Annotated in this window: 12 protein-coding genes and 1 pseudogene; 5 read left to right on the forward strand and 8 right to left on the reverse strand. The window is 39.0% G+C overall.

The genetic code is table 11. The annotated features are described in order from the left end of the window. The first annotated feature begins 98 nt into the window (after positions 1-98). On the forward strand, positions 99-350 hold the full coding sequence (locus A6B44_RS00915; protein WP_090922195.1) for a helix-turn-helix domain-containing protein: 252 nt from the start codon (positions 99-101) through the stop codon (positions 348-350). Between the two features lie 125 nt (positions 351-475). Here the strand turns inward: A6B44_RS00915 and rluA are convergent, their stop codons facing one another. After that, on the reverse strand, positions 476-1141 hold the full coding sequence (gene rluA, locus A6B44_RS00920) for a bifunctional tRNA pseudouridine(32) synthase/23S rRNA pseudouridine(746) synthase RluA (RefSeq protein WP_090922197.1): 666 nt from the start codon (positions 1139-1141) through the stop codon (positions 476-478). A gap of 7 nt (positions 1142-1148) precedes the next feature. Then, complete coding sequence (gene rapA / locus A6B44_RS00925) at positions 1149-4043, reverse strand: RNA polymerase-associated protein RapA (protein ID WP_090922199.1); 2895 nt, start codon at positions 4041-4043, stop codon at positions 1149-1151. 377 nt (positions 4044-4420) lie between these two features. On the opposite strand from rapA, the gene aceE reads away from it, so the two are divergent. The 3 genes from aceE (at position 4421) to lpdA (ending at position 10304) form a co-directional block, all read left to right on the forward strand. Further along, positions 4421-7078, forward strand: a complete 2658-nt coding sequence (gene aceE / locus A6B44_RS00930) for a pyruvate dehydrogenase (acetyl-transferring), homodimeric type (protein WP_090922201.1) — start codon at positions 4421-4423, stop codon at positions 7076-7078. Between the two features lie 96 nt (positions 7079-7174). Then, complete coding sequence (gene aceF, locus A6B44_RS00935; RefSeq protein ID WP_090922202.1) at positions 7175-8788, forward strand: pyruvate dehydrogenase complex dihydrolipoyllysine-residue acetyltransferase; 1614 nt, start codon at positions 7175-7177, stop codon at positions 8786-8788. A gap of 91 nt (positions 8789-8879) precedes the next feature. Then, positions 8880-10304: a dihydrolipoyl dehydrogenase gene (gene lpdA / locus A6B44_RS00940; protein WP_090922204.1), complete on the forward strand. Its 1425-nt coding sequence runs from the start codon at positions 8880-8882 to the stop codon at positions 10302-10304. 113 nt (positions 10305-10417) lie between these two features. Here lpdA and A6B44_RS00945 read toward each other — a convergent pair whose 3' ends face one another. From A6B44_RS00945 to A6B44_RS00955, 3 genes and pseudogenes are all read right to left on the reverse strand, one after another. After that, the gene (locus A6B44_RS00945; RefSeq protein ID WP_090922206.1) at positions 10418-11251 is read right to left on the reverse strand and encodes a DUF3037 domain-containing protein; all 834 of its coding nucleotides are present in this window, start codon (positions 11249-11251) and stop codon (positions 10418-10420) included. After that, positions 11248-11622 (reverse strand): annotated as a pseudogene (locus A6B44_RS00950) (HipA family kinase); the annotation flags it as partial. The pseudogene A6B44_RS00950 and the gene A6B44_RS00945, both read right to left, overlap by 4 nt. Positions 11623-12597: 975 nt before the next feature. Further along, the gene (locus A6B44_RS00955; protein ID WP_176673434.1) at positions 12598-13581 is read right to left on the reverse strand and encodes an IS110 family RNA-guided transposase; all 984 of its coding nucleotides are present in this window, start codon (positions 13579-13581) and stop codon (positions 12598-12600) included. A 797-nt stretch (positions 13582-14378) separates the two neighbouring features. Between A6B44_RS00955 and A6B44_RS00960 the strand changes: the two genes are divergently transcribed. Beyond that, entirely contained in the window at positions 14379-22019 is a 7641-nt protein-coding gene (locus tag A6B44_RS00960) for a YadA-like family protein (RefSeq protein ID WP_176673435.1), read from the forward strand. A gap of 331 nt (positions 22020-22350) precedes the next feature. Here the strand turns inward: A6B44_RS00960 and nanA are convergent, their stop codons facing one another. The 3 genes from nanA to A6B44_RS00975 are packed head-to-tail and all read right to left on the reverse strand — an operon-like array spanning position 22351 to position 24844. Continuing rightward, positions 22351-23229: an N-acetylneuraminate lyase gene (gene nanA, locus A6B44_RS00965; protein ID WP_090923163.1), complete on the reverse strand. Its 879-nt coding sequence runs from the start codon at positions 23227-23229 to the stop codon at positions 22351-22353. Between the two features lie 16 nt (positions 23230-23245). Then, a complete protein-coding gene (locus A6B44_RS00970; protein ID WP_090923161.1) occupies positions 23246-24127 on the reverse strand; it encodes an N-acetylmannosamine kinase in 882 nt (293 codons plus the stop codon). Between the two features lie 27 nt (positions 24128-24154). Next, the gene (locus A6B44_RS00975) at positions 24155-24844 is read right to left on the reverse strand and encodes an N-acetylmannosamine-6-phosphate 2-epimerase (RefSeq protein ID WP_090923158.1); all 690 of its coding nucleotides are present in this window, start codon (positions 24842-24844) and stop codon (positions 24155-24157) included. Positions 24845-24909 lie beyond the last annotated feature (65 nt).

The raw sequence follows: 24909 nt of genomic DNA on the forward strand, positions 1-24909 counted from the left end.
CTCCTCATTAATAAATATATAATGCAAATACTACGATATACGTAGTAAAAATCAAGCAAAAATATACGATATTCGTAGCTTTGCGATAAGGCTATGTTATGTCCAATAATTTACAAGTGATTTTTTCTAAACGTTTTAAAGAAGCAAGGAAAGCAAAAGGATTTACCCAAGAGAAATTAGGTATTGCGATAGGATTAGATGAATTTGTGGCAAGTACACGAATTAATCGTTATGAAAAAGGTATCCATCAGCCCGATTTTCAAACGCTGAGTAATATTGCAAAGGTATTAGATATTCCAGTTGCTTTTTTATTTGCAGATGATGAACTATCAAAGAAAATACTATCATAGCTTATCAGCTTTTGAACTTGGTTATTGGGTTTGTGTGAAAACACCTAACACTCCGACAGGTTCAGTGAACGATATTTGGGGTATTGGTGTTCACTGAACTAAAATAATGCTAAAACAGATAAAACCTAAAATGGCACGTCACTCTCAAATCGCATTCTTTTTCCTGTAACAGGATGGGTTATAGTCAACATTTGAGCGTGTAGGCACAATCTAGGTGAAAGGCTCCTGGCTAAAGGGTTTGCGTAAAATTTATCGCCAATAATTGGGTGTCCGAGTGCAAGGCTATGTAGTCGCAACTGATGAGAGCGCCCTGTGTGAGGCGTGAGTTTTACTCTTGTGGTGTTGTTAGGGTAATGTGCAAGAACTTCATAAAATGTGACCGCTTGTTTACCTTTTTCATAGCAAATTTTTTGGCGTGGACGGTTTTCCCAATCACAAATTAGTGGAAAATTGATTGTGCCAGTTTCTCCAACTTCCCCAAAGTTTCCCCATAATAAGGCTTGGTAATGCTTTTCTGGCTCACGATCTCGAAATTGGCGTTTTAGCTCTTTTTCAGCATTTTTACTTAATGCAAATAAAATGAGACCGCTTGTTGCCATATCTAAGCGATGTACTGGCTGGGCAAATTTATATTTTTGCAATACACGAAACATTGCACTGTCTTGATATTCTGGTTTAGCCCCTGGAACAGAAAGTAGTCCACTGGGTTTGTTGATTACCGTGATGTAATCATCACGGTAAATTTCTTCTAAGTAAGGTTCTGTAGGTGGATTATATTCAATCAGTGCCATTAATGGGTTACCCTTGATTGCTGATAATTACACGTAGGCTATCTAAACGCCAGTTAGCCTGTTCTAATTGAGTGAGAGACTCTTCCCTTAATTTTTCTAAGGCTTCCACTTCATCGGTACGAATATTTTTATTCACGGCTTGTAATGAGGTTAAACGGTGTAACTCTGCACTTAAGGTCTGATTGGCAGTCTGTTTTGCCTCTTGAATCAGTGCTTCTGCTTTTGAAACAACCGCTTGTTCACTTAATGACAGCAGTTTTTCAATTTCACTACGTGCCATTTTGACAATCTTCGTTGCCATTTGTCTGTTTAGTGGTTTTAATTGCTTCTCTAAGCCTGAGAAAGAGACTTGATCTGCCATATTGATGCCTTTGTTATCTAATAATATACGTAAAGGTGTTGGCGGTAAGAAACGTGTTAATTGCAGTGCTTTAGGAGCTTGTGTTTCTACTACATAAATGGTTTCTAACAATAGAGTTCCAGCTGGTAAGTGTTTACTTACTAGCAGTGAAATAGCACTTTTACCAATATCACCAGAGGTAATTAAATCAATACCATTACGCACCATTGGGTGATCCCAAGTTAAAAACTCTACCTCTTCTCGCATTAATGCAAGTTGTCGGTCAAAGGTAACGGTTTTTCCTTCTTCAGATAAACCTGGAAAATCAGGAACTAGCATATGCCCCGTTGGGGTAATAACAATGCTTTGTTCGCCTAAATCTTCTTGTTCTAATCCGATAATATCAAATAAGTTTAGGATAAAGCTGACTAATTGAGGCGCATTGTCCTCAGCGGCAATATCAAGGGCTAACTGTTGAGCTTGTTCACCACCGTTAGAATTGAGTTCTAATAGACGATCTCGCCCTGTTTCTAATTCTGCTTTTAGCTTTTGTTGATGCTGCGAGGTGACGGCAATAAAGTCATTAAATCCATCTCGTTGTGGATCATATAAATAAGCGGTCAGATCTTGATAAAATTTTGCAAAAATAGCACTTCCCATCGGACAGGTTTCTTCAAAGGCATTTAATCCTTCGTGATACCACTGAGCTAATCGCATTTGTGCGGAGTTTTCAAAACAAGGAACAAAAATTTGAATATCAAAGCGCTGTCCGATACGATCTAAACGACCAATACTCTGTTCTAATAAATCAGGATTATCAGGTAAATTAAAGAGTACCAGATTACGAGCAAATTGAAAGTTGCGTCCTTCCGAACCAATACTAGAGCTAATTAAAACTTGAGCCCCTTCTTCTTGTTGAGCAAAATAGGCAGAAGCACGATCTCGTTCAACAATAGACATTTTTTCGTGGAAGACAGCACAGCGGATAGCTTCTTTCTCTCGCAAAATTTGTTCTAATTGAATAGCGGTATTGGCTTGTTTACAAATAACGAGAATTTTTTCTTCTTTGTGTTGACTTAAAAAAGCAATCAGCCAATCGATACGAGTATCAAACTCCCTCCATTTTATATCAGGATCTTTGTTTAATAATAAATTTTCAGGGTAGAGGAGATCTTCAATTTGTTGTGCTTCATCACTTTGTAATGCCGTGACATACTGCTCTGGCATAGTCACCGTAATTTGATTAAAGATACGGTGCGGGAAGCCTTTTACTCCAACACGAGTGTTACGGAATAAGACTCGGCTAGTGCCGTGACGATCAATCAGTTTGTTGATTAACTCTTGACGGACTTCCAATTGCAGTTCTGGATCAGATTGTCCATTGATAATACGAAATATAGGTTCTACATCTTCTTCTGGTAACAAATCACTGATACTATTTTGTTGCGCTGAACTAAGAGGTTCATTATTTAATAGCGTATTGACTGCATTTGCCACAGGTTGATACTGCACTTGTTCTTCCACAAAGGCTTGATAATCATAAAAACGATCAGGATCGAGCAGTGCAAGGCGAGCGAAATGACTCTCTTGCCCTAGTTGTTCAGGGGTTGCGGTAAGCAATAAAATAGATGGAATGCGTAGGGAAAGTTGTTCTACAAATTGATAGCCAACACTTGGATTTTCTGCACTCCATTCCAAATGATGAGCCTCATCCACAATCAAAATATCCCAATCAGTATTAAGGACTTGTTTTGCACGTTTTGGAGAATTTTCAAGCCAATTAATAGAGGCAATAACCAGAGATTCACTCTCAAAAGGATTTAATTCAATACCCGTTTCTTCATCTAAACTAAAATCACTACAGCGTTCTTCATCAAATAATGAGAAATTAAGATTAAAACGGCGTAGCATTTCAACAAGCCATTGATGTTGCAAACTTTCTGGAACAAGGACTAATACACGATTGACTCGGCTTGAAAACAGTTGCTGTTGTAAAATCATTCCTGCTTCAATCGTTTTACCTAATCCCACTTCATCAGCGAGTAATACACGAGGCGCAAGGCGTTTACCGACTTCTTTCGCAATATGTAATTGGTGAGGAATTAAACTGGCTCGAATGCCTCGCATTCCTCTTAAAGGTGACAGATATTGAGCCTGCTGATGTCGGAGTGCGTAGTAACGCAAGGCAAAACGGTCACTACGATCAATTTGTGCTGAAAATAGACGATCTTGAGGTTTGCTAAAACTAATTTTATGATCAAGTTGCATCTCTGGTAGCACGACCTCTTCATTTGTATCACTACGAAGCCCGAAATAGAGAATAATATCTTGATTGATGGCAATATCAGAGATTTTGAGTGACCACCCTTCCATACTATTAACGACATCACCTTTTTGAAAGGTAACACGAGTTAAAGGAGCTGCATCAATAGCATACACTCGTTGTTCGTTAGCTGCTGGAAAATTTAAACTCACACTGCGCTTGTTAACTTCTGTGATAATACCTAATCCTAAGTTATTTTCACTTTCACTGATCCAACGCTGTCCAATCATAAAACTCATACTCTACTCCATTATTTGACTCATTAGTAACGCCATTTTACCTGATTTTAGAAAAATAAGCGGTAACATTTACAAGAAAATTTACAAAAAATCCAAACAAAAAACCGTTATCCACACCCTCCTTGATTCATAGACAAACCCCCTTGTTTTTGTTATATTACGTTGCAAATTTATCTACAAAATTTCAAAAAAATTGTAACATTTTAATTTTTTGTTAAAAATCAAGTGGATAGCTTACCTAACCTAGATGAGGGGGCGCTGTATATTAATAAAATGAGGATAATATACAGGTATTTTTGTCTAAAATTTAGTCAAACGATATAATGTTACTAAAAATATTGTTTGTGACCTATCTATAAAAATTAAGGAATAAAAATATGTCAGAAAGCATTAAAAATGACGTAGATCCAATAGAAACAAATGATTGGCTACTTGCAGTTAACTCGTTAGTTCGTGCTGAAGGTACAGAACGAGCACAATTTATTATTGAACAAGTGATTCAGCAAGCACGTGAAAATGGTGTTGCTGTTGCTTCAGGTTGTACAACACCTTACGTCAATACTATTGATGTGACAGATGAACCAACATATCCAGGTGATTTAGAACTTGAACGCCGTATCAGTAGTGCAATCCGTTGGAATGCGATTATGATGGTATTAAAAGCAGGTAAAAAAGATCTTGAATTAGGTGGACATATTTCTTCTTATCAAGCAGCAACAACAATTTATGAAGTTGCATTTAACCACTTTTTCAGAGCAAGAAATGACAAAGACGGTGGCGATTTAGTATTTTTCCAAGGTCACTCTGCACCGGGTATTTATGCACGTGCTTTTGTTGAAGGACGTTTAACGGAAGAACAGTTAGATAATTTCCGTCAAGAAGTGGGCGGTAAAGGTTTATCTTCATACCCTCACCCTAAATTATTACCAGAATTTTGGCAGTTCCCAACGGTTTCTATGGGATTAGGCCCTGTTAATGCAATTTATCAAGCACGTTTCTTAAAATATCTTCATAATCGTGGCTTAAAAGATACTTCAGAACAAAAAGTATATGCGTATCTGGGCGATGGTGAAATGGATGAAATTGAATCTAAAGGAGCATTAACCCTTGCAGGTCGTGAGAATTTAGATAACTTAATTTTTGTGATTAACTGTAACTTACAACGTTTAGATGGACCTGTACACGGTAACGGTAAAATCGTACAAGAATTAGAAGGCTTATTCAGTGGAGCGGGTTGGGAAGTGATTAAAGTACTTTGGAGCAGACGTTGGGATAAACTGTTCGAAAAAGATACCTCAGGTAAATTAGCACAATCAATGCTAGAAGTGGTTGATGGTGATTACTTAACCTTTAAATCTAAAGACGGCGCTTATGTGCGTGAGCATTTCTTTAACCGCTACCCTGAAACAGCAGCTCTAGTGGCAGATATGACAGACGATGAAATTTGGCACTTAACACGTGGCGGTCACGATACCTTTAAAATGTATGCGGCTTATCATAAAGCACAAAGTGCAGGTAGACCGGTTGTATTACTTGTACAAACAGTAAAAGGCTACAAAATTGAAGAAGCACAAAGTAAAAACGTGGCTCACCAAACGAAGAAAATGTCTGAGCATAGCTTACGTTCATTCCGTGACTACTTCGATCTACCAGTAAAAGATGAAGAAATTGAAAACTACCCTTATGTAAAATTTGAGGAAGGGAGTGCAGAATACGATTATCTTCACAATCAACGTAAAAAATTAAAAGGGTACGTACCAACACGCTCACCTAAATTTACCACTGAATTTAGTGTTCCTGCGTTAGACGAGTTCTCTCAATTATTAGAAGAACAAAAACGTCCAATTTCAACCACAATGGCGTTTGTACGTTTCTTAAATACCTTATTGAAAAATAAAGAGATTGGTAAAAATATCGTGCCAATTTTAGCCGATGAGGCTCGTACTTTCGGTATGGAAGGCTTATTCCGTCAAATTGGAATTTATAACCCAAATGGTCAAAAATATACACCTTCAGACCGTGATGTAGTGGCTTACTATAAAGAAGCAACAGACGGTCAAGTATTGCAAGAAGGTATCAATGAATTAGGTGCAACGGCTTCTTGGTTAGCGGCAGCAACGTCATACTCAACCAATAACTTGCCAATGATTCCATTCTTTATTTACTACTCAATGTTTGGTTTCCAACGTGTTGGAGATATGATGTGGGCAGCAGGGGATCAGCGTGCAAGAGGCTTTATGATTGGTGGTACTTCTGGTCGTACAACACTAAATGGTGAAGGTCTACAACACGAAGACGGTCATAGCCATATTCAATCATTAACTATTCCTAACTGTGTCTCCTACGATCCTGCTTATGTGTATGAAGTAGCGGTAATTATGCAAGATGGTATTAACCGTATGTATGGAGAAGCACAAGAAGATGTGTTCTATTACATCACAACCTTAAATGAAACTTACGAGCAACCAGCAATGCCAAAAGGGGCAGAAGAGGGTATTCGTAAAGGTATCTACAAATTTGAAACTGTGAAAGCTAAATCTAAAGAAAAAGTTCAATTATTAGGTTCTGGTGCAATCTTCCGTCACGTACGTGAAGCGGCGCAAATTTTAGCAAATGATTACGGTATTTCTTCTGATGTATATAGCGTACCATCATTTACAGAGGTGGCACGTGAAGGTAACGATGTCACGCGTTGGAACTTATTACACCCAGAAGCAGAAGCAAAAGTGCCTTATATTGCTCAAGTAATGAATGATGCACCAGCCGTAGCAGCAACAGACTATATGAAACTTTTTGCTGAACAAGTACGTGCCTTTATTCCAGCATCAAGCTATGCAGTATTAGGTACCGATGGTTTTGGTCGTTCAGATAGCCGTGAAAACTTACGTGATCACTTTGAAGTGGATGCGCACTATGTTGTGATTGCAGCTTTAACAGAGCTAGCAAAACAAGGCAGTATTGATAAGAAAGTAGTTTCAGAGGCAATTGCTAAATTTGGTATTAATGCTGAAAAAGCAGATCCATTTTACGCATAATTCATAAAATTATAGTAAAACCAAGCGGTAAGATTGAGCATAAAATTTGCAAATTTTACATAAGAACTTACCGCTTAAATATTTAAGGAATATACAATGGCAAAACAAATTCAAATTCCAGATATTGGTGGTGATGAAGTTACTGTTACAGAAATAATGGTAAAAGTAGGCGATACCATCGAAGTGGATCAATCAGTAATTAACGTTGAAGGCGATAAAGCATCAATGGAAGTACCAGCACCTGAAGCGGGTGTGATAAAAGAAATTCTTGTAAAAGAAGGTGATGCAGTAACAACGGGTAGCCCAATGTTAGTGTTAGAATCTGCTGACACAGTAGCTGCACCAGCAGAAGAATCAAAAGCAGAAACACCAGTAGCCACACCTGTGGCAACCGCATCAGCAGTCGTTGATGTAAACGTACCTGATATCGGTGGTGATGAAGTAACCGTAACTGAAATTATGGTTAAAGTTGGTGACAGTGTTGAAGTCGATCAATCAATCTTAAACGTTGAAGGCGACAAAGCCTCAATGGAAGTACCTGCACCAATGGCGGGTGTGGTTAAAGAAATTTTAATCGCAGAAGGCGATATGGTTTCTACGGGTAAATTAGTGATGCGTTTTGAAACTTCTGCACCAGCAACGGTAGAAACACCAGCTCAACCACAAGTAGCACCAACAGAAGCACCAAAACAAGAAGTTGCACCTGCACCAGCAACATCTTCTGCTAAAAATGAATCTGGTTTAAGCCAAGATAAAGTAGAAGCAAGTGCAAGTTTTGCTCATGCAACACCAGTGATTCGTCGTTTAGCACGTGAGTTTGGGGTAAACCTAGATAACGTGAAAGGTACAGGTCGCAAAAACCGTATTGTGAAAGAAGATTTACAAGCTTATGTGAAAAATGCGGTTCAAGTATTTGAAAACAAAGCATCAGGTAAAGCAGGCAACGGCGTGGCAGACGGTTCTGGTTTAGGTTTATTACCTTGGCCAAAAGTTGATTTCAGCAAATTTGGGGAAACCGAAGAAGTTGAATTAGGTCGTATCCAAAAAATCTCAGGGGCAAACTTACACCGTAACTGGGTAATGATCCCTCACGTAACACAATGGGATAAAGCGGATATCACAACCCTTGAAGCATTCCGTAAAGAGCAAAATGCTTACTTACAAAAAACCAAACAAGACGTGAAAATCACGCCACTTGTATTCATTATGAAAGCTGCCGCAAAAGCGTTAGAAGAATTCCCTCGCTTTAACAGTTCACTTTCAGAAGATGGTCAGCGTTTAACACTTAAAAAATACGTAAATATTGGTATCGCCGTAGATACACCAAACGGCTTAGTGGTACCAGTATTTAAAAATGTGAATAACAAAGGTATTTTGGAGCTTTCTCGTGAAATTTCAGAAATCTCTAAAAAAGCCCGTGAAGGTAAATTAACCGCATCAGATATGCAGGGTGGCTGTTTCACTATTTCATCACTAGGTGGAATTGGTGGTACTCACTTTACTCCAATTGTAAATGCACCAGAAGTGGCGATTTTAGGTGTATCAAGATCTGAAATGACACCAGTATGGAATGGTAAAGATTTTGAACCACGTTTAATGCTACCACTATCATTGTCTTACGATCACCGAGTGATTGACGGTGCAGATGGAGCGAGATTTATTACATTCTTAAGTAGTGTATTGGCAGATTTACGCCGTTTAGCAATGTAGAATAATAAAAGAAGCGGTAAGATCACAGCAAAAATTTGCAAATTTTTAGTATTATCTTACCGCTACACAACCTATTGATAAAGAGGTTAATATGAGTAAAGAAATTAAAACACAAGTTGTGGTATTAGGTGCAGGTCCAGCAGGTTATTCAGCTGCTTTTCGTTGTGCAGATTTAGGTTTAGAAACTGTGATTGTTGAACGTTATTCAACACTTGGTGGTGTATGTTTAAACGTAGGTTGTATCCCATCAAAAGCATTACTTCACGTTGCAAAGGTAATTGAAGAAGCAAAACATATTGAGCATAACGGCATCACATTTGGCGAGCCAAAAATTGATTTAGATAAAGTGCGTGAAGGTAAAGAAAACGTTGTTTCTAAATTAACAGGTGGTCTTGCAGGAATGGCAAAAGCACGTAAAGTAACTATTGTTGAAGGTTTAGCTTCTTTTACTGATCCGAATACATTAGTGGCACGTGATCGTAAAGGGAATGCAACAACGGTTAAATTTGATAATGCCATTATTGCAGCAGGTTCTCGTCCAATCCAATTACCTTTTATTCCACACGAAGATCCTCGAGTTTGGGATTCAACGGATGCTCTTAAACTAAAAGAAGTACCAAAACGCCTATTGATAATGGGTGGTGGAATTATTGGTTTAGAAATGGGAACAGTCTACCAATCACTAGGTTCAGAAGTGGACGTAGTAGAAATGTTTGATCAAGTAATCCCAGCTGCAGATAAAGACATCGTACAAATTTATACCAAACAGGTTGAAAACAAATTCAAATTAATGCTCGAAACCAAAGTAACAGCTGTTGAAGCAAAAGATGATGGCGTTCACGTTACAATGGAAGGCAAAGCCTGTAATGATACAAAACGTTATGATGCTGTATTAGTTGCCATCGGTCGTACACCAAATGGTAAATTAATTGATGCAGGTAAAGCGGGAGTTGAAGTAGACGAACGTGGCTTTATCAATGTAGATAAACAACTACGCACTAACGTACCACACATTTTTGCTATCGGTGATATCGTAGGACAGCCAATGTTAGCACATAAAGGGGTTCACGAAGGACACGTTGCAGCAGAAGTGATTGCAGGGAAAAAACATTATTTTGATCCGAAGGTTATTCCTTCAATCGCTTATACTGAACCAGAAGTGGCTTGGGTAGGTAAAACAGAGAAAGAGTGCCGTCAAGAAGGCTTAAACTTTGAAGTCGCTAAATTCCCTTGGGCAGCCTCAGGCCGTGCAATTGCCTCTGAATGTTCAGAAGGAATGACAAAACTTATCTTCGATAAAGATACCCATCAAGTACTTGGTGGGGCGATTGTTGGTTCTAATGGTGGCGAATTGCTAGGTGAAATTGGTTTAGCTATTGAAATGGCGTGTGATGCGGAAGATCTTGCACTCACTATTCACGCTCACCCAACACTACACGAATCAGTAGGTCTAGCCGCAGAAGTATTTGAAGGTTCAATTACAGATCTTCCAAATCCAAAAGCGAAGAAAAAATAGTGGTAAGAGTAATCTAAAATTTACCAACTAAATCAAAAAAAGAGACGTAGTGTATATGCTATGTCTCTTTTTTGATTATTGAACTCTGTGACTGGTGTTTGATTAGTTTATTACTAAAAAACAGTAACATCCTTTGCAAAATCAAGCACTTCCTCTTTGTTTTTCCAATCAGTATGATTAATACTAAAATGATCAAATGTTCTCTTAATAGTATCTAAAATCTTAATTTTTGCCTTAGTATTAGCTGTGTCTAGCGCAAATAAAATACAATCTTTCTTAATTAACCCTTCAGCAGTAGAGCGGTTTATTTTTGCCACCCAACTATCACAATGTTCTATCATACTTGCGGTTTCATTTTGATCAAAAGCGAGAGGTTTAATACCTCTTATAACTTTATTATCATTGTTATCTTTTAATGCAAGGGGAAGTTTAAATTTAGACGTTTCACCTTTCACCAAACATTCTTTATAATTATTAAAAATAGGATTGCTTTGTGCTTTAAATAAATCCTTAAATTCTCTTACAATATTATTTTCTTGACTCACACTTTTTACACCACCAAAATGGATATATTCACGATATAGCTGACTAAAATTGGCTTGAGGATCATCAACTACCCCTACAACAGCATTGCTATATTGAACAATACCCTCTTTGCAGTCAACGAAATTATGAAAGAATCTTGCCACTTCTTCAGGGCTAAAGCGAAAATCATTTTCTACAATTTTTTTAATATATTTTAACTCACTGTTAATAGTATCTCGTATTTCTTCAAAAATACGACTATTATAGAAAAAGTGATTCACACGACCACTATTTTTTGGTACCAGACCAAAAGTCAATTTCTGTGTTTGGGGTTCGCACATCAACAAGCCAACATTGACGAATTCGCCTGTTTCAATGTACGGTCTAAACCTCACAAAACTGTATAATATTGGTGTTTTCATTTTATGTTATCCCAGTAATCTTTTGTATTAATTCTTGCTAAAATTGCTTTTATTTCAATGATAATCGCTTCAAATTTTTGATATTCTTCTGAATCAATAGGAAGCCATTCATCAGGTATATTATCACAAATATCATCAAAGTCGTTTAAAATCTCAATGGCTTTATCTGTAAATATATCTTTATCTACCCAATCTAATCTCCAGTTTCTATTTTTTGGAGAAAATATATGATTTTCGAATTCATCATCACAAATATCATCAAAAGCCAAGTTATGATCAATGACAAACACCTGCTGTTCCATCTCTGCATATAATAAATTCAGATTACCAGAACCATTTTGTGATGCAGTACGATCAGAATTATTTATCCACCTATCAAACTTTAATTAATTATCAATGATTAAATAGTGATCGACATCCCTGCCTCAATGTCCCCGTTCTCGGTTCCAGAGCTCGGTTATTGAGCCTGTCGAAATATCGAAGTATAAGAGAACGCTCACTAAACAAGTTCAGTGCCCAAACACCTAACACTTCGACAGGCTCAGTGATCGGTGTTTGATTGGTTTTGTAGTTTGAAATCTAGCTTGCGGGAAGATATTCCACTCACTTCGCTCATTAAATACCCCTCTACAAATCATTTATAAATCAAAAATTTATAAAGATCGACCGTAGGGGAGGATTAGCAAACTTGTTTGCGTATATCCTCCCGTTGCTCGGTATAAAATCTCCACAAAACATCATAAAACATAATCATAGCGGTTACATTTCAATAGAAATTTACAAATTAGATCAATAATCATACTGCGCCTCCGTTCTTGATTGACCTCTGTGATCGATGTTCCCGTTCTCGGTTACTGAGCCTGTCGAAGTATAAGAGAACGTTCACAGAACCAAATCCCGAGCTCAAACACCTAACACTTCGACAAGCTCAGCGATCGGTGTTTGATTGGTTTTGTGATTTTAATTTAGCTTACGGGAAGATATTCCACTCGCTTTTCTCATTAAATACTCTCCTGTAAATTATTTATAAATCAAAAAGTTATAAAGATCGACCGTAGGGGTGGATTAGCAAACTTGTTTGCGTATATCCTCCCGCTGCTCGATATAAAATCTCCACAAAACGTCATAAGACATAACCATAGCGGTTACATTTCAATAAAAATTTACAAATTAGATCGAGAATGGAGACGTAGCATGCTACGTCTCCATTCTCGGTTACTGAGCCTGTCGAAGATACCATTAGAAATAGCAAGAAAATTTTTTATTTTTTAACATTAATAATGGTGCCTTATATTTTTAGAGAATATTTTATCCTCTAAAATCTGTATAACATTTATTGTTAATAACTACATTGTCTTTTGGTGTAAACTTGCATCAAAAGGCATTTGATTTTTTAATACTGTTTGAGCAATGGCCACTAATTTACGCATTAAAGCCACGATAATCACTTTTTTATCCTTCCCTTTTGCCAGTAAATTATCAACAAAAGTCTTATAAATTCTATCTTTATAATTCCCAAAACTATAGGCAACCGCAGGCATAAATAAAATTTTACGAATATCCGTTTGTCCAATTTTTGATATTTTCGGTTTACCATTTATGCTACTGCCTGATTGATGGTGCATAGGAGTTAAGCCTGCATAAGCAGCTGCAGCTTTTCCATTTTTAAAACGAGAGCCATCGCCAAGATAAGCCAGTAACCAAGCAACACTTTTTTTACCTAATCCTGGAATGCTTGATAATAATTTTGCATTTTGTTTGAGCATTGTATCCGTTTTGATTGTTTCATCAATTTGTTTTTCAAAAGCTTTTATTTCTTCACGCAAGAAATTAGCCAAACGCTCTGCACTTGCAATACTTTCGCTATCTGACATCATTTTAATCCGAGTACGTTCTTTTTGCTCAGCTTGTTTAAGATGTTCTAGCTGTCGTAATCTTAATAATAATGCACGTTGAGCCTTTGGTGGTGGTTGCCACGCTTGTGGTTGCTCTTTTGCCGCAAAACGAGCAATAAGCATTGCGTCTATCTTATCGGTCTTATTTCTAAGATTTTGTCCAATGCCATAAGCCTTGATACATTTAGGGTTAATCACGCTTACTTTTGCCTTTTTATCATAGAGAAAATAGGCTAATTCTTCCCAATAAATACCAGTTGCTTCCATTACAACGTGTAGATTTTGAGTATCTTTGTTAATCCATTTTAATAATGATTCAAACCCTTTTTTATCATTATCAAAAGTATTATGTAGGGCTTTTTTATTTTCTTTATAAATCGCTACATCAAACTTCTTGCAAGCAATATCAATACCAATGTAGAATGTGTTATTCATATTTGTTCCTCAACCTTGTTTATACGAGCTAGCACTAATAGTGTTACTCAGGATACCATTCGGGATGAATATGGAGTTGAAGTAGGTTATATCTTCGACACAGGTTTTTAACCTAAGGATATTTACAAGCTCTACTTCAACAGCCCTACTGTTATTTATAATAGTAGGGCTTTTTTATAATACAAGTATAAGAGAACGTTCACAGAACCAAATCCCGAGCTCAAACACCTCACACTTCGACAGGCTCAGTGATCGATATTTGATTGGTTTTGTAGTTTGAAATCTAGCTTGCGGGAAGATATTCCACTCGCTTCGCTCATTAAATTTTTCCCTACAAACCATTTATAAATCAAAAAGTTAGAAAGATTAACCGTAGGGGAGGATTAGCAAACTTGTTTGCGTATATCCTCCCGTTGCTCGGTATAAAATCTCCACAAAACATCATAAAACATAATCATAGCGGTTACATTTCAATAGAAATTTACAAATTAGATCAATAATCATACTACGTTTCCGTTCTCGGTTCCTGAGCTCAGCGACCGGTGTTTGACTAACCCCGTGATCGATATTTCACACTCTCCCTAATTCAAAGTCATCCCATTTACACTTCAAATTGTCTATTTTTCATCCAAATAACCTCCATTACTACGATTTTGCTTGCGTTTTTTTTTTTTTTTTTACAATCGGGAAGTTTATACATATTTTTTAACAAAATATTCACGAGGCGGTAAAAGGAATTTACATCAACCTCAGCAAAGTCCTAAGGAAAGGATATCAACTAAAAAGGATACCTGACTATGAACAGCATCTACAAAATCGTGTTTAACAAAGCAACACAAACTTTCACCGCCGTTAGCGAATTAGCCAAAGGCAGAACAAAAACGCAGGCGTCAAAAACCAATAAACCCCAATTAAAACAAGCGGGTACATTCTTACCAAAATTTGCAAAAATGACGGTGGCAATCTCAATGGTACTAGGTTTTAGTACTTCAGCAATGGCTGACTTAGCTTCAGATGTTGCAGCGTTAAAAGTTGAAGTTGCAGCCTTAAAAGCACAAAATACCTATGTTCATGTAAATGGTACAGGGCAAGTTCAAACGGGTAATGATACTAACTTAGATGCTGTTAATGGGAGTGGTGGTGCGAAAGGTATTGGTTCAATAGCTATAGGAATGAATGCAGTAGCTGAGGGCGTTAATGCGGTAGCCATAGGTGGACATGGAACCAACTCAGTTTCAGGAACAGCCTCATCTGTTATTAACGGGGAAAATAATACAATTAATTCAGAGCTTAATTCAATATTAGGTGGTTTGAATAATAAAATTCTAGACGTAGGAGCAAAAAAATCATCAATAATTGGCGGTGAAGAAAACACAATAGCGATTAGTGATAGTAAAATGACTCATTATTCTATTTGGGAACGTGATGCTGATGGCGTTTTGTTAACAAACCCAGATGGAACACCTAAAGTTCAGAATGACATAAGAGCTACAAAAAATTCTGTAGGAGCATCCACTATAGTAGGTGGATTCAAAAATGTTATCACTGGTGTAACTTCTTTTCTTGCTGGAGGAATAAGTAACAGATCGGATGCACTACATGGTTCAGCGATAATAGGAGGGGAGTCAAATACTGTCGGTGCTAATTATGAGTATACCGCTCATTCAGGAATATTTTTAGGACAAGGAAATACTGTAGATAAAAACTTCTCAAGTATTTTATCAGGAAAAGGTAATAAGATCTTTGGACAATCTGCAAGTATTGTAGCAGGGGAAGATAACAGAGTTACAGAAAATAGAGCAGCGGTTATCGGAGGAAGAAATAACGTAGCAACATCGGTTGATTCTGTGGTTATCGGAGGAAAACATAACTCAGCAACAGGGAAACATTCTGTCGCTATGGGCGGTGTTTCATTAGCCTCTGGTGGAGCTTCTTTCGCAGGTGGTGGTTCACTCACTAACTGGACACAAATTGACAAAATTGCAGAAAATCTAGAGGCCAAAATAATCGATGAGTATGCAGGTATTTTATCACAAGATGAGAAAGATAAAATAAACGCTGGTACTGCAACCACTGAAGAAAAAGCATTAATGAAAATTAAGATAGCAAGATCAAAATCGTTGAATATAGGTGGTGTTGCTTCTGGCGAGAGTGCCTTTGCATTTGGAACAGCTACTCAAGCATCAGGAATGCATTCGACTGCTATGGGACAATCTTCAAAAGCTTATACACAAGGATCTGTCGCATTAGGTACAGAAACCATAGCTGGTGTTGAAAATGGAAACCAAGAAGCCGTCGCAATGGGCTACCGTGCCAAAGCCATTGCAGACAAAACCCTTGCCCTAGGTTTTGATGCCAAAGCAGAGCATACAAATTCAGTCGCCTTAGGTTCAAAAGCAGAAACCAGAGCCTTTACACAAGTAAATGGAACAAAGGCTATAAATGGTCTTAAATACAAGGAGTTTTCAGGTATTGCAGATGGTGTGGTGTCTGTGGGTAAAACCGCTTACGAAAAACAAATTATTAATGTTGCACCGGGTGAAATCTCTCAAACTTCAACGGATGCCATTAACGGCTCACAACTTTATGCAACTACTATTGTATTAGGCAATGTCGCTACCTCAGTAAAAGACAATCTAGGGGGTAATGCCGCCATAGATGAAAATGGCAATATTACTTTCACTGATATCGGTGGCACAGGTAAAGACACCGTTCAAGAAGCCATTGCATTTAATAAAGGGAATATTGAGACCAATACTGCAAATATTGAGGGAAATCGTACCGCTATCGCTACAAAAGCAGATAAAGATGCCGATAACTTGAGTGTTGATGATGTGAATGCTTGGACAACTAAGTTAAATAATGAGGCAAATTTAGCCGCACCAAAAGGCAAATTAGTGACCGATACCCAAGTGAAAGCTGCACTAGAGACTAAACTGGAAACGGGTGATATCAAGAGCAGTGATAAAACTGTGGGTATCACCACTGCAGCAGGCAACGTGGATTTAAGGGTAAATCTTGATAATACCAGCTTAACTAAAAACGGTAACGGGGTGATTGGTATTGCGGACGGTGGCGTAACTACGGCTAAAATTGCCGATGGCAATGTCACAAAAGCAAAATTAGCCGATGATGTTACCACTATTTTAGATAAAGTAGGCACAGGTGCGATTGAAACCGCTAATCACAACACTGTTACTGGGGATGTGGTAAAAACCTATGTGGATGGCAAAGTTGCGACAATTAACACAGAAGTGACTAACTTAGGCAATACCGTTAATACCTTAGGTGATACCATTACTCACGTAGGTAAAACCTCAAAAGAGACCGTGAAAGCAGACAATGGCAGTGGTATTAATGTTAAAACAACCCCTGCCACCAATGAGAAAGGCGCAATCTTCACCTTATCGTTAGATGAAGATGAAGTGAAAGCATTAGCGGGCACCACAAACCTTGACACCACCTATTTAAAAACAGACGGTTCAAATGTGGCTAACAAAGCCACCTTTGGTGACCAAGTGGGTACAGACACTTTAGGGACTTCCACAAAATTAGCGCAAATCAAAGCGGTGAAAGCGGTGGATGATAAAGTCAATACGAATACACAAGATATCACCGACTTAGAAGAGAGTGTCACCACAAAACTGGCTAAAAAAGCCAATCACAATGCTTCAAACTTAAATGCGAATGATGTAGCGGCGTGGAAAGCGAAAATCGATACCAATTCCATTGAAACGGTTACCGCAGGTGAGGGTATTGATGTCTCTGGTGGGACAGCTGCGACAAACAAAGAATGGGTAGTGGCACTATCACAAAAGACCAAAACACAATTGGAAAAAATTGATGATAATGCAGCTGCTTTAGCAAACAAAGCCAATATCAGCTTAGATAACATTTCTTCAGATGGCACGACGGTGATTAAAAATGCCGCAAGAGATGCCGTAGAAGTGGCGGTTAATCCCGCGACAGAGGGTGTCTTAAAATTAGTGAAAACCGCTTCAGCGGCAAATCACAAAGACACCTACACCCTATCAATTGACGAGACGAAGTTAAACGACAAAGTCGCTGAAACCTTTGCGAAAAAAGATGCCGGTAACTTAACTGATGGCGATATAGCGGATTGGAAACAAGCCCTTGATATCGGTAATGTACTCACACAAGCGAATTTAGCTGACCGTTTATTATTAACAGGCTCGAATGTTGGCAGTGATGACAATAAAGTGAAGTTGGGTAAAAACGTCGGTAAAGGTGAGATTACGGGCGATACCACACAACTTGTTCAAGAAAAAGCGGTAAAAGCGTATGTAGATGCGGCTAAAGCGGATGTTATTACGAATATTGATAACAGCGTGACTAACGCAATGGGTAATCAAACCATTGCTTATAAAGCCGGCAGTACAACCAAAACAGTGAAACTGTCAGAGGGCTTTAACTTTACGAATGGTACAGACACGGTTGCCTCAGTGGGCGATAACGGAGACGTATCGTTTGACTTAAATGATACCGCAAAAGGTCAATTGGCGAGTATTGCAGATAAGTTAGACCGTGCTGCCTTAAAGACCATTGAAAGTGACGATATCACCGTGAGCAATGGGGGAGACTTAACCGCAGGTAAAGTGAAACTCACCCTAAAAGAAGCCAGAGTGAAAGCGTTAGCCGGAACCACAAACCTTGAGACGGATTACTTAAAAGTCGACGGTTCAAATATTGCTAACAACAAAGCGACCTTTGGGGATGCCGTGGGTACCACGGATTTAACCAAAACTACCGAGTTAGCCCAAATTAAAGCCGTGAAAGATGTGGATGATAAAGTGAAGACTAATACAACGGCTATCACAAACTTAAACACCGATTTAACCACCCAAATCACCAATGTGGGTAAAACCTCTAAAGAAGAAGTGGCAGTAAAACCAAACAGTGGTTTAACTCTTGATACAACAGCGGCAACCGCCAGCAAAGGGGCGAAATACACCCTTGGTTTAGATGCAGACAAAATCAAAGAGATTACAGGTACCACAACTCTTGCGGATGACTTAGCAGCAAAAGCAGATAGAGATGCCGGCAATCTAGGGACTACAGATGTCACCAAGTGGAAAGAAAAACTCGGAATTGAGGGTTTAACCAGCGATACAGTGGCAGGCAAACTTAATGCCAGTGATATTACCAGTGTTGATAAAACGGTGATTATCGATACAACAGGCGCTAATGGTAAAGGCAAAGTAGACTTAACCGTTAACCTTGATGGTATCACCTTAACCAAAGATAACAACGGAGTGATTAGTCTTGCAGATAATGGGGTGACGACGAACAAAATTAAAGATGGCAATGTCACACAAGCAAAATTACATACTGATGTCACCAACATTCTTAATAAAGTCGGTACGGGTGCTGTTGAGACAGGTAATCAAAATACGGTCACAGGGGATGTCGTGAAAACGTATGTGGATAACAGCGTGGGTGCGGTTGAGACTAAAGTGACCAATCTAGGTGACCAAATCACCAATGTAGGCAAAACCTCTAAAGAAGAGGTGGCCGTAAAACCAAACAGCGGTTTAACTCTTGATACAACAGCTGCAACAACGGACAAAGGGGCGAAATACACCCTGGGTTTAGATGTAGATAAAATCAAAGAAATAACAGGTACCACAAACCTTGCCACTACCTACTTAAAAATAGACGGTTCGAATATTGGTGATGAGGCAGCGAAAGCGACCTTAGGTTCGAAAGTAGGTAAAGGTGAAATTACGGGCGACACCACTCAGCTTGTTCAAGAGAAAGCCGTTAAAGCTTATGTTGATACAGCGGTGGGTGGTATAGGAAAACCTAAAGACGGAAAAGACGGTTATATCGGCGTTGACGGTAAAGACGGCAAAAATGGTGTCGGCATTGACGGAAAAGACGGTATTACGGTGAAAGGCAAAGACGGTAAAGACGGCGTTACTATCAAAGGTGAAGACGGTGCCAATGGCACCAACGGTGTAATCGGACTCAATGGTCACGATGGAATCGACGGTAAAGATAAAAAAGCTGTTTCAGCCGACATCAAAGTGGTTAATGGTAGACCGGGTGTTGATGGTAAGGATGGAGACAGCTTAACCCGTATTATTTACGAAGATGAAGCAGGAGACACCCATACTGTTGCCACAATGGATGATGGCTTAGCCTTCCAAGGTGATTCAGGTGATAAAGTCACCCGTAAGCTCAATGACACCTTAAATATTAAAGGTGGTGTAACCGATGAGAACAAACTGACTGATAACAACATTGGTGTCATTAACGATGGTACGAATGGTTTAGCGATTAAACTGGCAAAAGAGTTAACAGCTTTAGATTCAATCGTATTTGGTGCAGCGAAAGGAAATGATATTGTTTCCATCTCTACTGAAGGTGTGAATGCAGGTGGTAAGAGAATTACCAATGTAGGTGATGCCACAGCAGAGACTGATGCGGTTAACTACAAACAGTTAAAAGCAGTTGAAACCGCGGTTGTTAATGCAGGTGCAGGACTGAAATTCACAGGTAATACCGCAGATGAAGTTGCAGTGGTTGCAGGTGGAACCTTAGTGGTTGAAGGACAAAAAGGCACAGACCCTGCGAAGAACTTAACGAAAGACTCTGACTTTGCAGCAGATAACCTCTTTGTAGATACCACAGATGGCAAGTTAGAAATCAAACTGGCGAAACAACTGCAAGGTGTTGAGGGTATCGGTATTGCGGGTAAAGACGGCAAAGATGGCTCAATCGGCTTAAGTGGAAAAGACGGCATTACCGTTAAAGGAAAAGACGGTGAAAACGGCGTCACTATCAAAGGTGAAGACGGCGCCAATGGCACCAACGGTGTAATCGGGCTTAATGGGCACGATGGTATCGACGGAAAACCTGCGAAAGATGTGTCAGCCGACATCAAAGTGGTTAATGGTAGAGCGGGTGTTGATGGTAAGGATGGAGACAGCTTAACCCGTATTATTTACGAAGATGAAGGTGGAGACACCCATACTGTTGCGACAATGGATGATGGCTTAGTGTTCAAAGGTGATGTGGGTGATAAAGTCACCCGTAAGCTCAATGACACCTTAAATATTAAAGGTGGCGTAACAGCAGCAAACGAACTCACTGATAACAATATTGGTGTGGTTAATGATGGTGCGAACGGTTTAGCGATTAAATTAGCGAAAGAGCTCACAGGTATTTCGTCAATTGCTAACACAGCAGGTGGTGGAAAACTTACATTGAGTGATACAGAGAATAGCGTATCAGTCAATGGAGGCAGAATCACCCATTTAGGTGATGCCATAGCAGATACCGATGCGGTTAACTACAAACAGTTAAAAGCACTGAACAATGGTCAAGGTATTGATGTTGATAAATGGAAAGACGCAATATTGCCAACCATTAGCTTCTTTAGTGGTAGCACGGGTACGGGCGCAAATTATAAACAGGGTAATACTGAAGAACAATTTGACTTAAGTAAACTTGCCTTTGACTTTGGTGATGGCTTAAAAGTGGAAAAACAACAAAGCAAAGACGGTAAACAAATTGCCCATATCACGTTAGATAAGGACGCATTGAAAAATGACCCTGACTTTAAAGGTGAGAAAGGTGATGACGGTGCCGCTGGTGCCGCTGGTGCGGATGGCGCCGATGGTCAATCTGCTTATGAGATTTGGAAAGCATTGCCAGGTAACGACGCTAAAACACAAGATGACTTCTTGGCTGCGTTAAAAGGCGCAAAAGGTGACAAGGGTGATAAAGGCGATAAAGGTGACAAAGGTGAGAAAGGCGATGCAGGCAACGGCAATGGTGGAAACGGAAATGGAGGCAATGGTGCTGAAATCAAGGTTGCTGTAACAGACGATGTTGTATTAGACAAGGATAATCTCTCAAAAGAGGAAGTCGTGAGCAACAAGGGTGCCTTAAGCATTAAAGTCGGTAAAAACCTTAATGCCAAAACAGTGATGAACGGCAATGATAAACAGCTGGTTATTTCCACCACACCTGAAATCAAAGTGGATAAAGTCACTGTAGGCAATATCACCTTAAACCAATCCGGTTTAACAGTGAAAGAAGGTGCTGATGTCAATATTAATATGGGTGGAAACCAAATCCACAATATTAAAGCCGGTACAGCGCCAACAGATGCCGTGAATGTATCTCAATTAGCGAAAGTGGAAGAGTCACTCTCCACCCGCATTGACAGTGTAGAAAAAGCCGCAAGCGGCGGTACTGCGAGTGCGATGGCATCAGCCAGCTTACCACAGGCTTATGTACCGGGTAAGAGTATGGTGTCATTAGCGGGCGCGAGTTATGACAAATCAAGCTCAATGGCCGTAGGACTGTCTTCTATCTCTGATAATGGAAAATGGATTATCAAAGGAAACATTAACGCGAATACCGAGAAGAAATTTGGTATTGGTGTCGGTGTTGGCTACCAATGGTAATGTAACACAGGACGGAAGAGGCACACTCTCTTCCCGTCCAACCTAGCAGGTGGTGGTTGAGAACAACTTGGGGGTTACTAGTCCTCTCTCTCAATAACACTTAACCACCACAGCACTCACCCCTTTCATTTGGAAGGGGTGTTTTTTTATGGTGTAAAATAAAATGTTTAAAGAATGAGCTCGGAGTATAGACACCTAATGCTTCGACAGGCTCAGCAACCAGTGTTTGATAAGTTTTACAGATAAAAGAAAACATAGCGGGTAGATTGTAATAAAAATTTGCAAATTTTTAAGTGAATGTACCCGCTTGGAAGTGTAAAGCAATACTTAATTATAAGAATTTTTCTTTTAACTCTTTCGCTTTGGCAACTTGTTCTGGTGTTGCAGTTGATGTCATTGGTTCACGGCAGAAACCAGCGTCCACACCTTGTAATTTCAAGATTTCTTTAATGGTTAAGTAAAGTCCATTCGCTAAAATACCTTCGATTAAATCGTTGGTAGTATGTTGAACTTTCAATGCTTCATCAAGTTTTCCTGCACGCGTTAATTCCATAATTTGTCTTGCACGGATACCGTTTACGTTAAATGTACTACCAATCGCACCATCCACACCAAGTGAAACTGCTGGTAACATCATTTCATCAAAGCCCGCCCAAATTAAGTGGTTTGGATAGGCTTTTTTCAAGCGTTCTAATAAGTAGAAATCACCTGCTGTGAATTTCACACCGATAACTTTTGGATTTTTATAAAGCTCACCAAATTGTTCAACGCCAATATTTACCCCTGTTAAGAATGGGATTGAGTAAACAATCATATTGTTGCCTGTTTCAGCGATGATCGTGTCGTAATAATGTTTAATTTCAGGGAAGCTAAATTTGTAATAGAAAGGTGTTACTGCTGATAAACTATCGTAACCTAATTCAGTGGCATATTTACCTAATTCCACCGCTTCTTTTAAGTTTACGCTACCGACCTGTGCAATCAATGCGATGTCATCTTTTGCTTCGTCTTTGGCAATGCGAAAAATCTCTTTTTTCTCTGCGGTAGAGAGCATAAAGTTTTCCCCTGTGCTACCGCCAACGTACAAACCGTCCACTTTCATTTTATCAATGTTGTAACGGATAATTTCACGCAAGCCTTTTTCATTTACTGTACCATCTTCGTTAAATGACACGAGTAATGCTGAAAATAATCCTTTTAAATTTTTCATTTTTTATCTCCAAATATTAGTGATTTTGTAATATATTTTCGCCCCATTTTGCTGCACCGATTAACCCTGCATCACCTTGATAGTAAGCAGGTTCAATCTCGCAACCATAAATGCTAGGCATTTGATTGATATAATCTTTAACCAAAGGAAGGTAGCCCTCTGCCAGTCCAACACTTCCTCCGATAACGATTTTTTGCATATCTAAACTGATCACCAAATCCGCCACTAAATTCGCGATCGCTTTTGCACTGCGATGAATAATTTGTGTTGCCTTTGGTTCCTGTTGTCTAAATAATTCAAAAACTTGTTTTGGTAAGCAAGGGGTTTCCCATTTTTCAGTAGCTCGTTGAATGGCACGTCCTGATGCTATTGCTTCTACACAACCTTGTCGTCCACAACCACAGATTTCGCCATTCGGATCTGCAAGTGAGTGTCCGATATGCCCTGCGATCCCATTTGGTTCAGTAAGTAGGGTTTTATTTAAAATAATTCCGCCTCCAACCCCAGTGGATACCGTAATAAACGCAAAATTTTGAAGGTTGTTTTCACGTTCATTTTGAAACTCCGCATAAGCAGCTGCTTGCACATCATTTAACAATAAAACGGGTTTATCCGTATGATTTGCAATGGCGTCTTTGAGTGGGAACTGATCTAATCCACCTAAATTTTTTGGATTTAATGCTGTTAAAATACCTTTGTTTATAATCCCTGTTGAAGCAACTGCTACAAAATCAAACTGATTTTGGTAACTATTCACAATCGTCGCTAAGGTTTTTTGCATTTCTACACTGACATTTTCCGTTGGTGTCGCCACTTGCTGGCGTTGACTGATCTGATTATTTTCCACCAATGCTGACGCAATTTTTGTGCCTCCAATATCTATCGCAAGACAACGCATAAACAATCCTTATATTCTATAGTTAAACTATTTATTTGCTAATTTAATTTCATCAGCAAACCAACTCACAATATGTTCTAAACGGGTTAAAGCTGAACCCACAGTTACACAATGTGCCCCAGCTTCAATCGCACTTCTAGCAAGTTCAGGGGTGTTATAACGCCCTTCGCCCATTACAAAACAGCCTGCTTTGTTAAGATCTTTGACAAGTTGATAATCAGGCTCTTTTGGAATGTCGCCCCCTGTGTAGCCAGACATTGTACTGCCCACAATATCAAAGCCTAATTGTTGGCAATATAAACCTTCTTCAAGATTGGAGCAGTCCGCCATTGCTAAACAGCCGACTTCTTTAATTTTCTTGATTGCTTGCTTAATGGTGACTGGACGTGGACGATTTGTACCATCAACAGCAATGATATCTGCCCCTGCTTTGGCAAGTGCTTCAATGTCTTCTAAGAAAGGGGTGATACGTACTGGGCTATCAGGTAAATCACGTTTTACAATACCAATAATAGGGACATCAACAGCTTTACGAGTGGCTTTTAAATTTTCAACACCTTCAATACGAATGCCTTTTGCCCCACCAATAACGGAAGCTTGTGCCATTGCTGCCACAATTTCTGGAGAGTCCATTGGACCATCATCGACAGGCTGGCAGGAGGCGATTAATTCATATTTGATTTTAGTTAAAATGTGGTTATCAGGTAGCTTTGACATTATAACTCCGTTGATAATTTAAAAAAGAATAATTACTCCACATTATATAGAAAATCTTTTTTAAA

Origin of the sequence: Pasteurella skyensis, from assembly GCF_013377295.1 — a bacterium.
In the GTDB taxonomy this organism is placed as follows: Bacteria; Pseudomonadota; Gammaproteobacteria; order Enterobacterales; family Pasteurellaceae; genus Phocoenobacter; species Phocoenobacter skyensis.

Coding starts and splice junctions, on each gene's coding strand:
- A6B44_RS00915 (WP_090922195.1), top strand. CDS start 99: ATGTCCAATAATTTACAAGTGATTTTTTCTAAACGTTTTAAAGAAGCA.
- rluA (WP_090922197.1), bottom strand. CDS start 1,141: ATGGCACTGATTGAATATAATCCACCTACAGAACCTTACTTAGAAGAA.
- rapA (WP_090922199.1), bottom strand. CDS start 4,043: ATGAGTTTTATGATTGGACAGCGTTGGATCAGTGAAAGTGAAAATAAC.
- aceE (WP_090922201.1), top strand. CDS start 4,421: ATGTCAGAAAGCATTAAAAATGACGTAGATCCAATAGAAACAAATGAT.
- aceF (WP_090922202.1), top strand. CDS start 7,175: ATGGCAAAACAAATTCAAATTCCAGATATTGGTGGTGATGAAGTTACT.
- lpdA (WP_090922204.1), top strand. CDS start 8,880: ATGAGTAAAGAAATTAAAACACAAGTTGTGGTATTAGGTGCAGGTCCA.
- A6B44_RS00945 (WP_090922206.1), bottom strand. CDS start 11,251: ATGAAAACACCAATATTATACAGTTTTGTGAGGTTTAGACCGTACATT.
- A6B44_RS00955 (WP_176673434.1), bottom strand. CDS start 13,581: ATGAATAACACATTCTACATTGGTATTGATATTGCTTGCAAGAAGTTT.
- A6B44_RS00960 (WP_176673435.1), top strand. CDS start 14,379: ATGAACAGCATCTACAAAATCGTGTTTAACAAAGCAACACAAACTTTC.
- nanA (WP_090923163.1), bottom strand. CDS start 23,229: ATGAAAAATTTAAAAGGATTATTTTCAGCATTACTCGTGTCATTTAAC.
- A6B44_RS00970 (WP_090923161.1), bottom strand. CDS start 24,127: ATGCGTTGTCTTGCGATAGATATTGGAGGCACAAAAATTGCGTCAGCA.
- A6B44_RS00975 (WP_090923158.1), bottom strand. CDS start 24,844: ATGTCAAAGCTACCTGATAACCACATTTTAACTAAAATCAAATATGAA.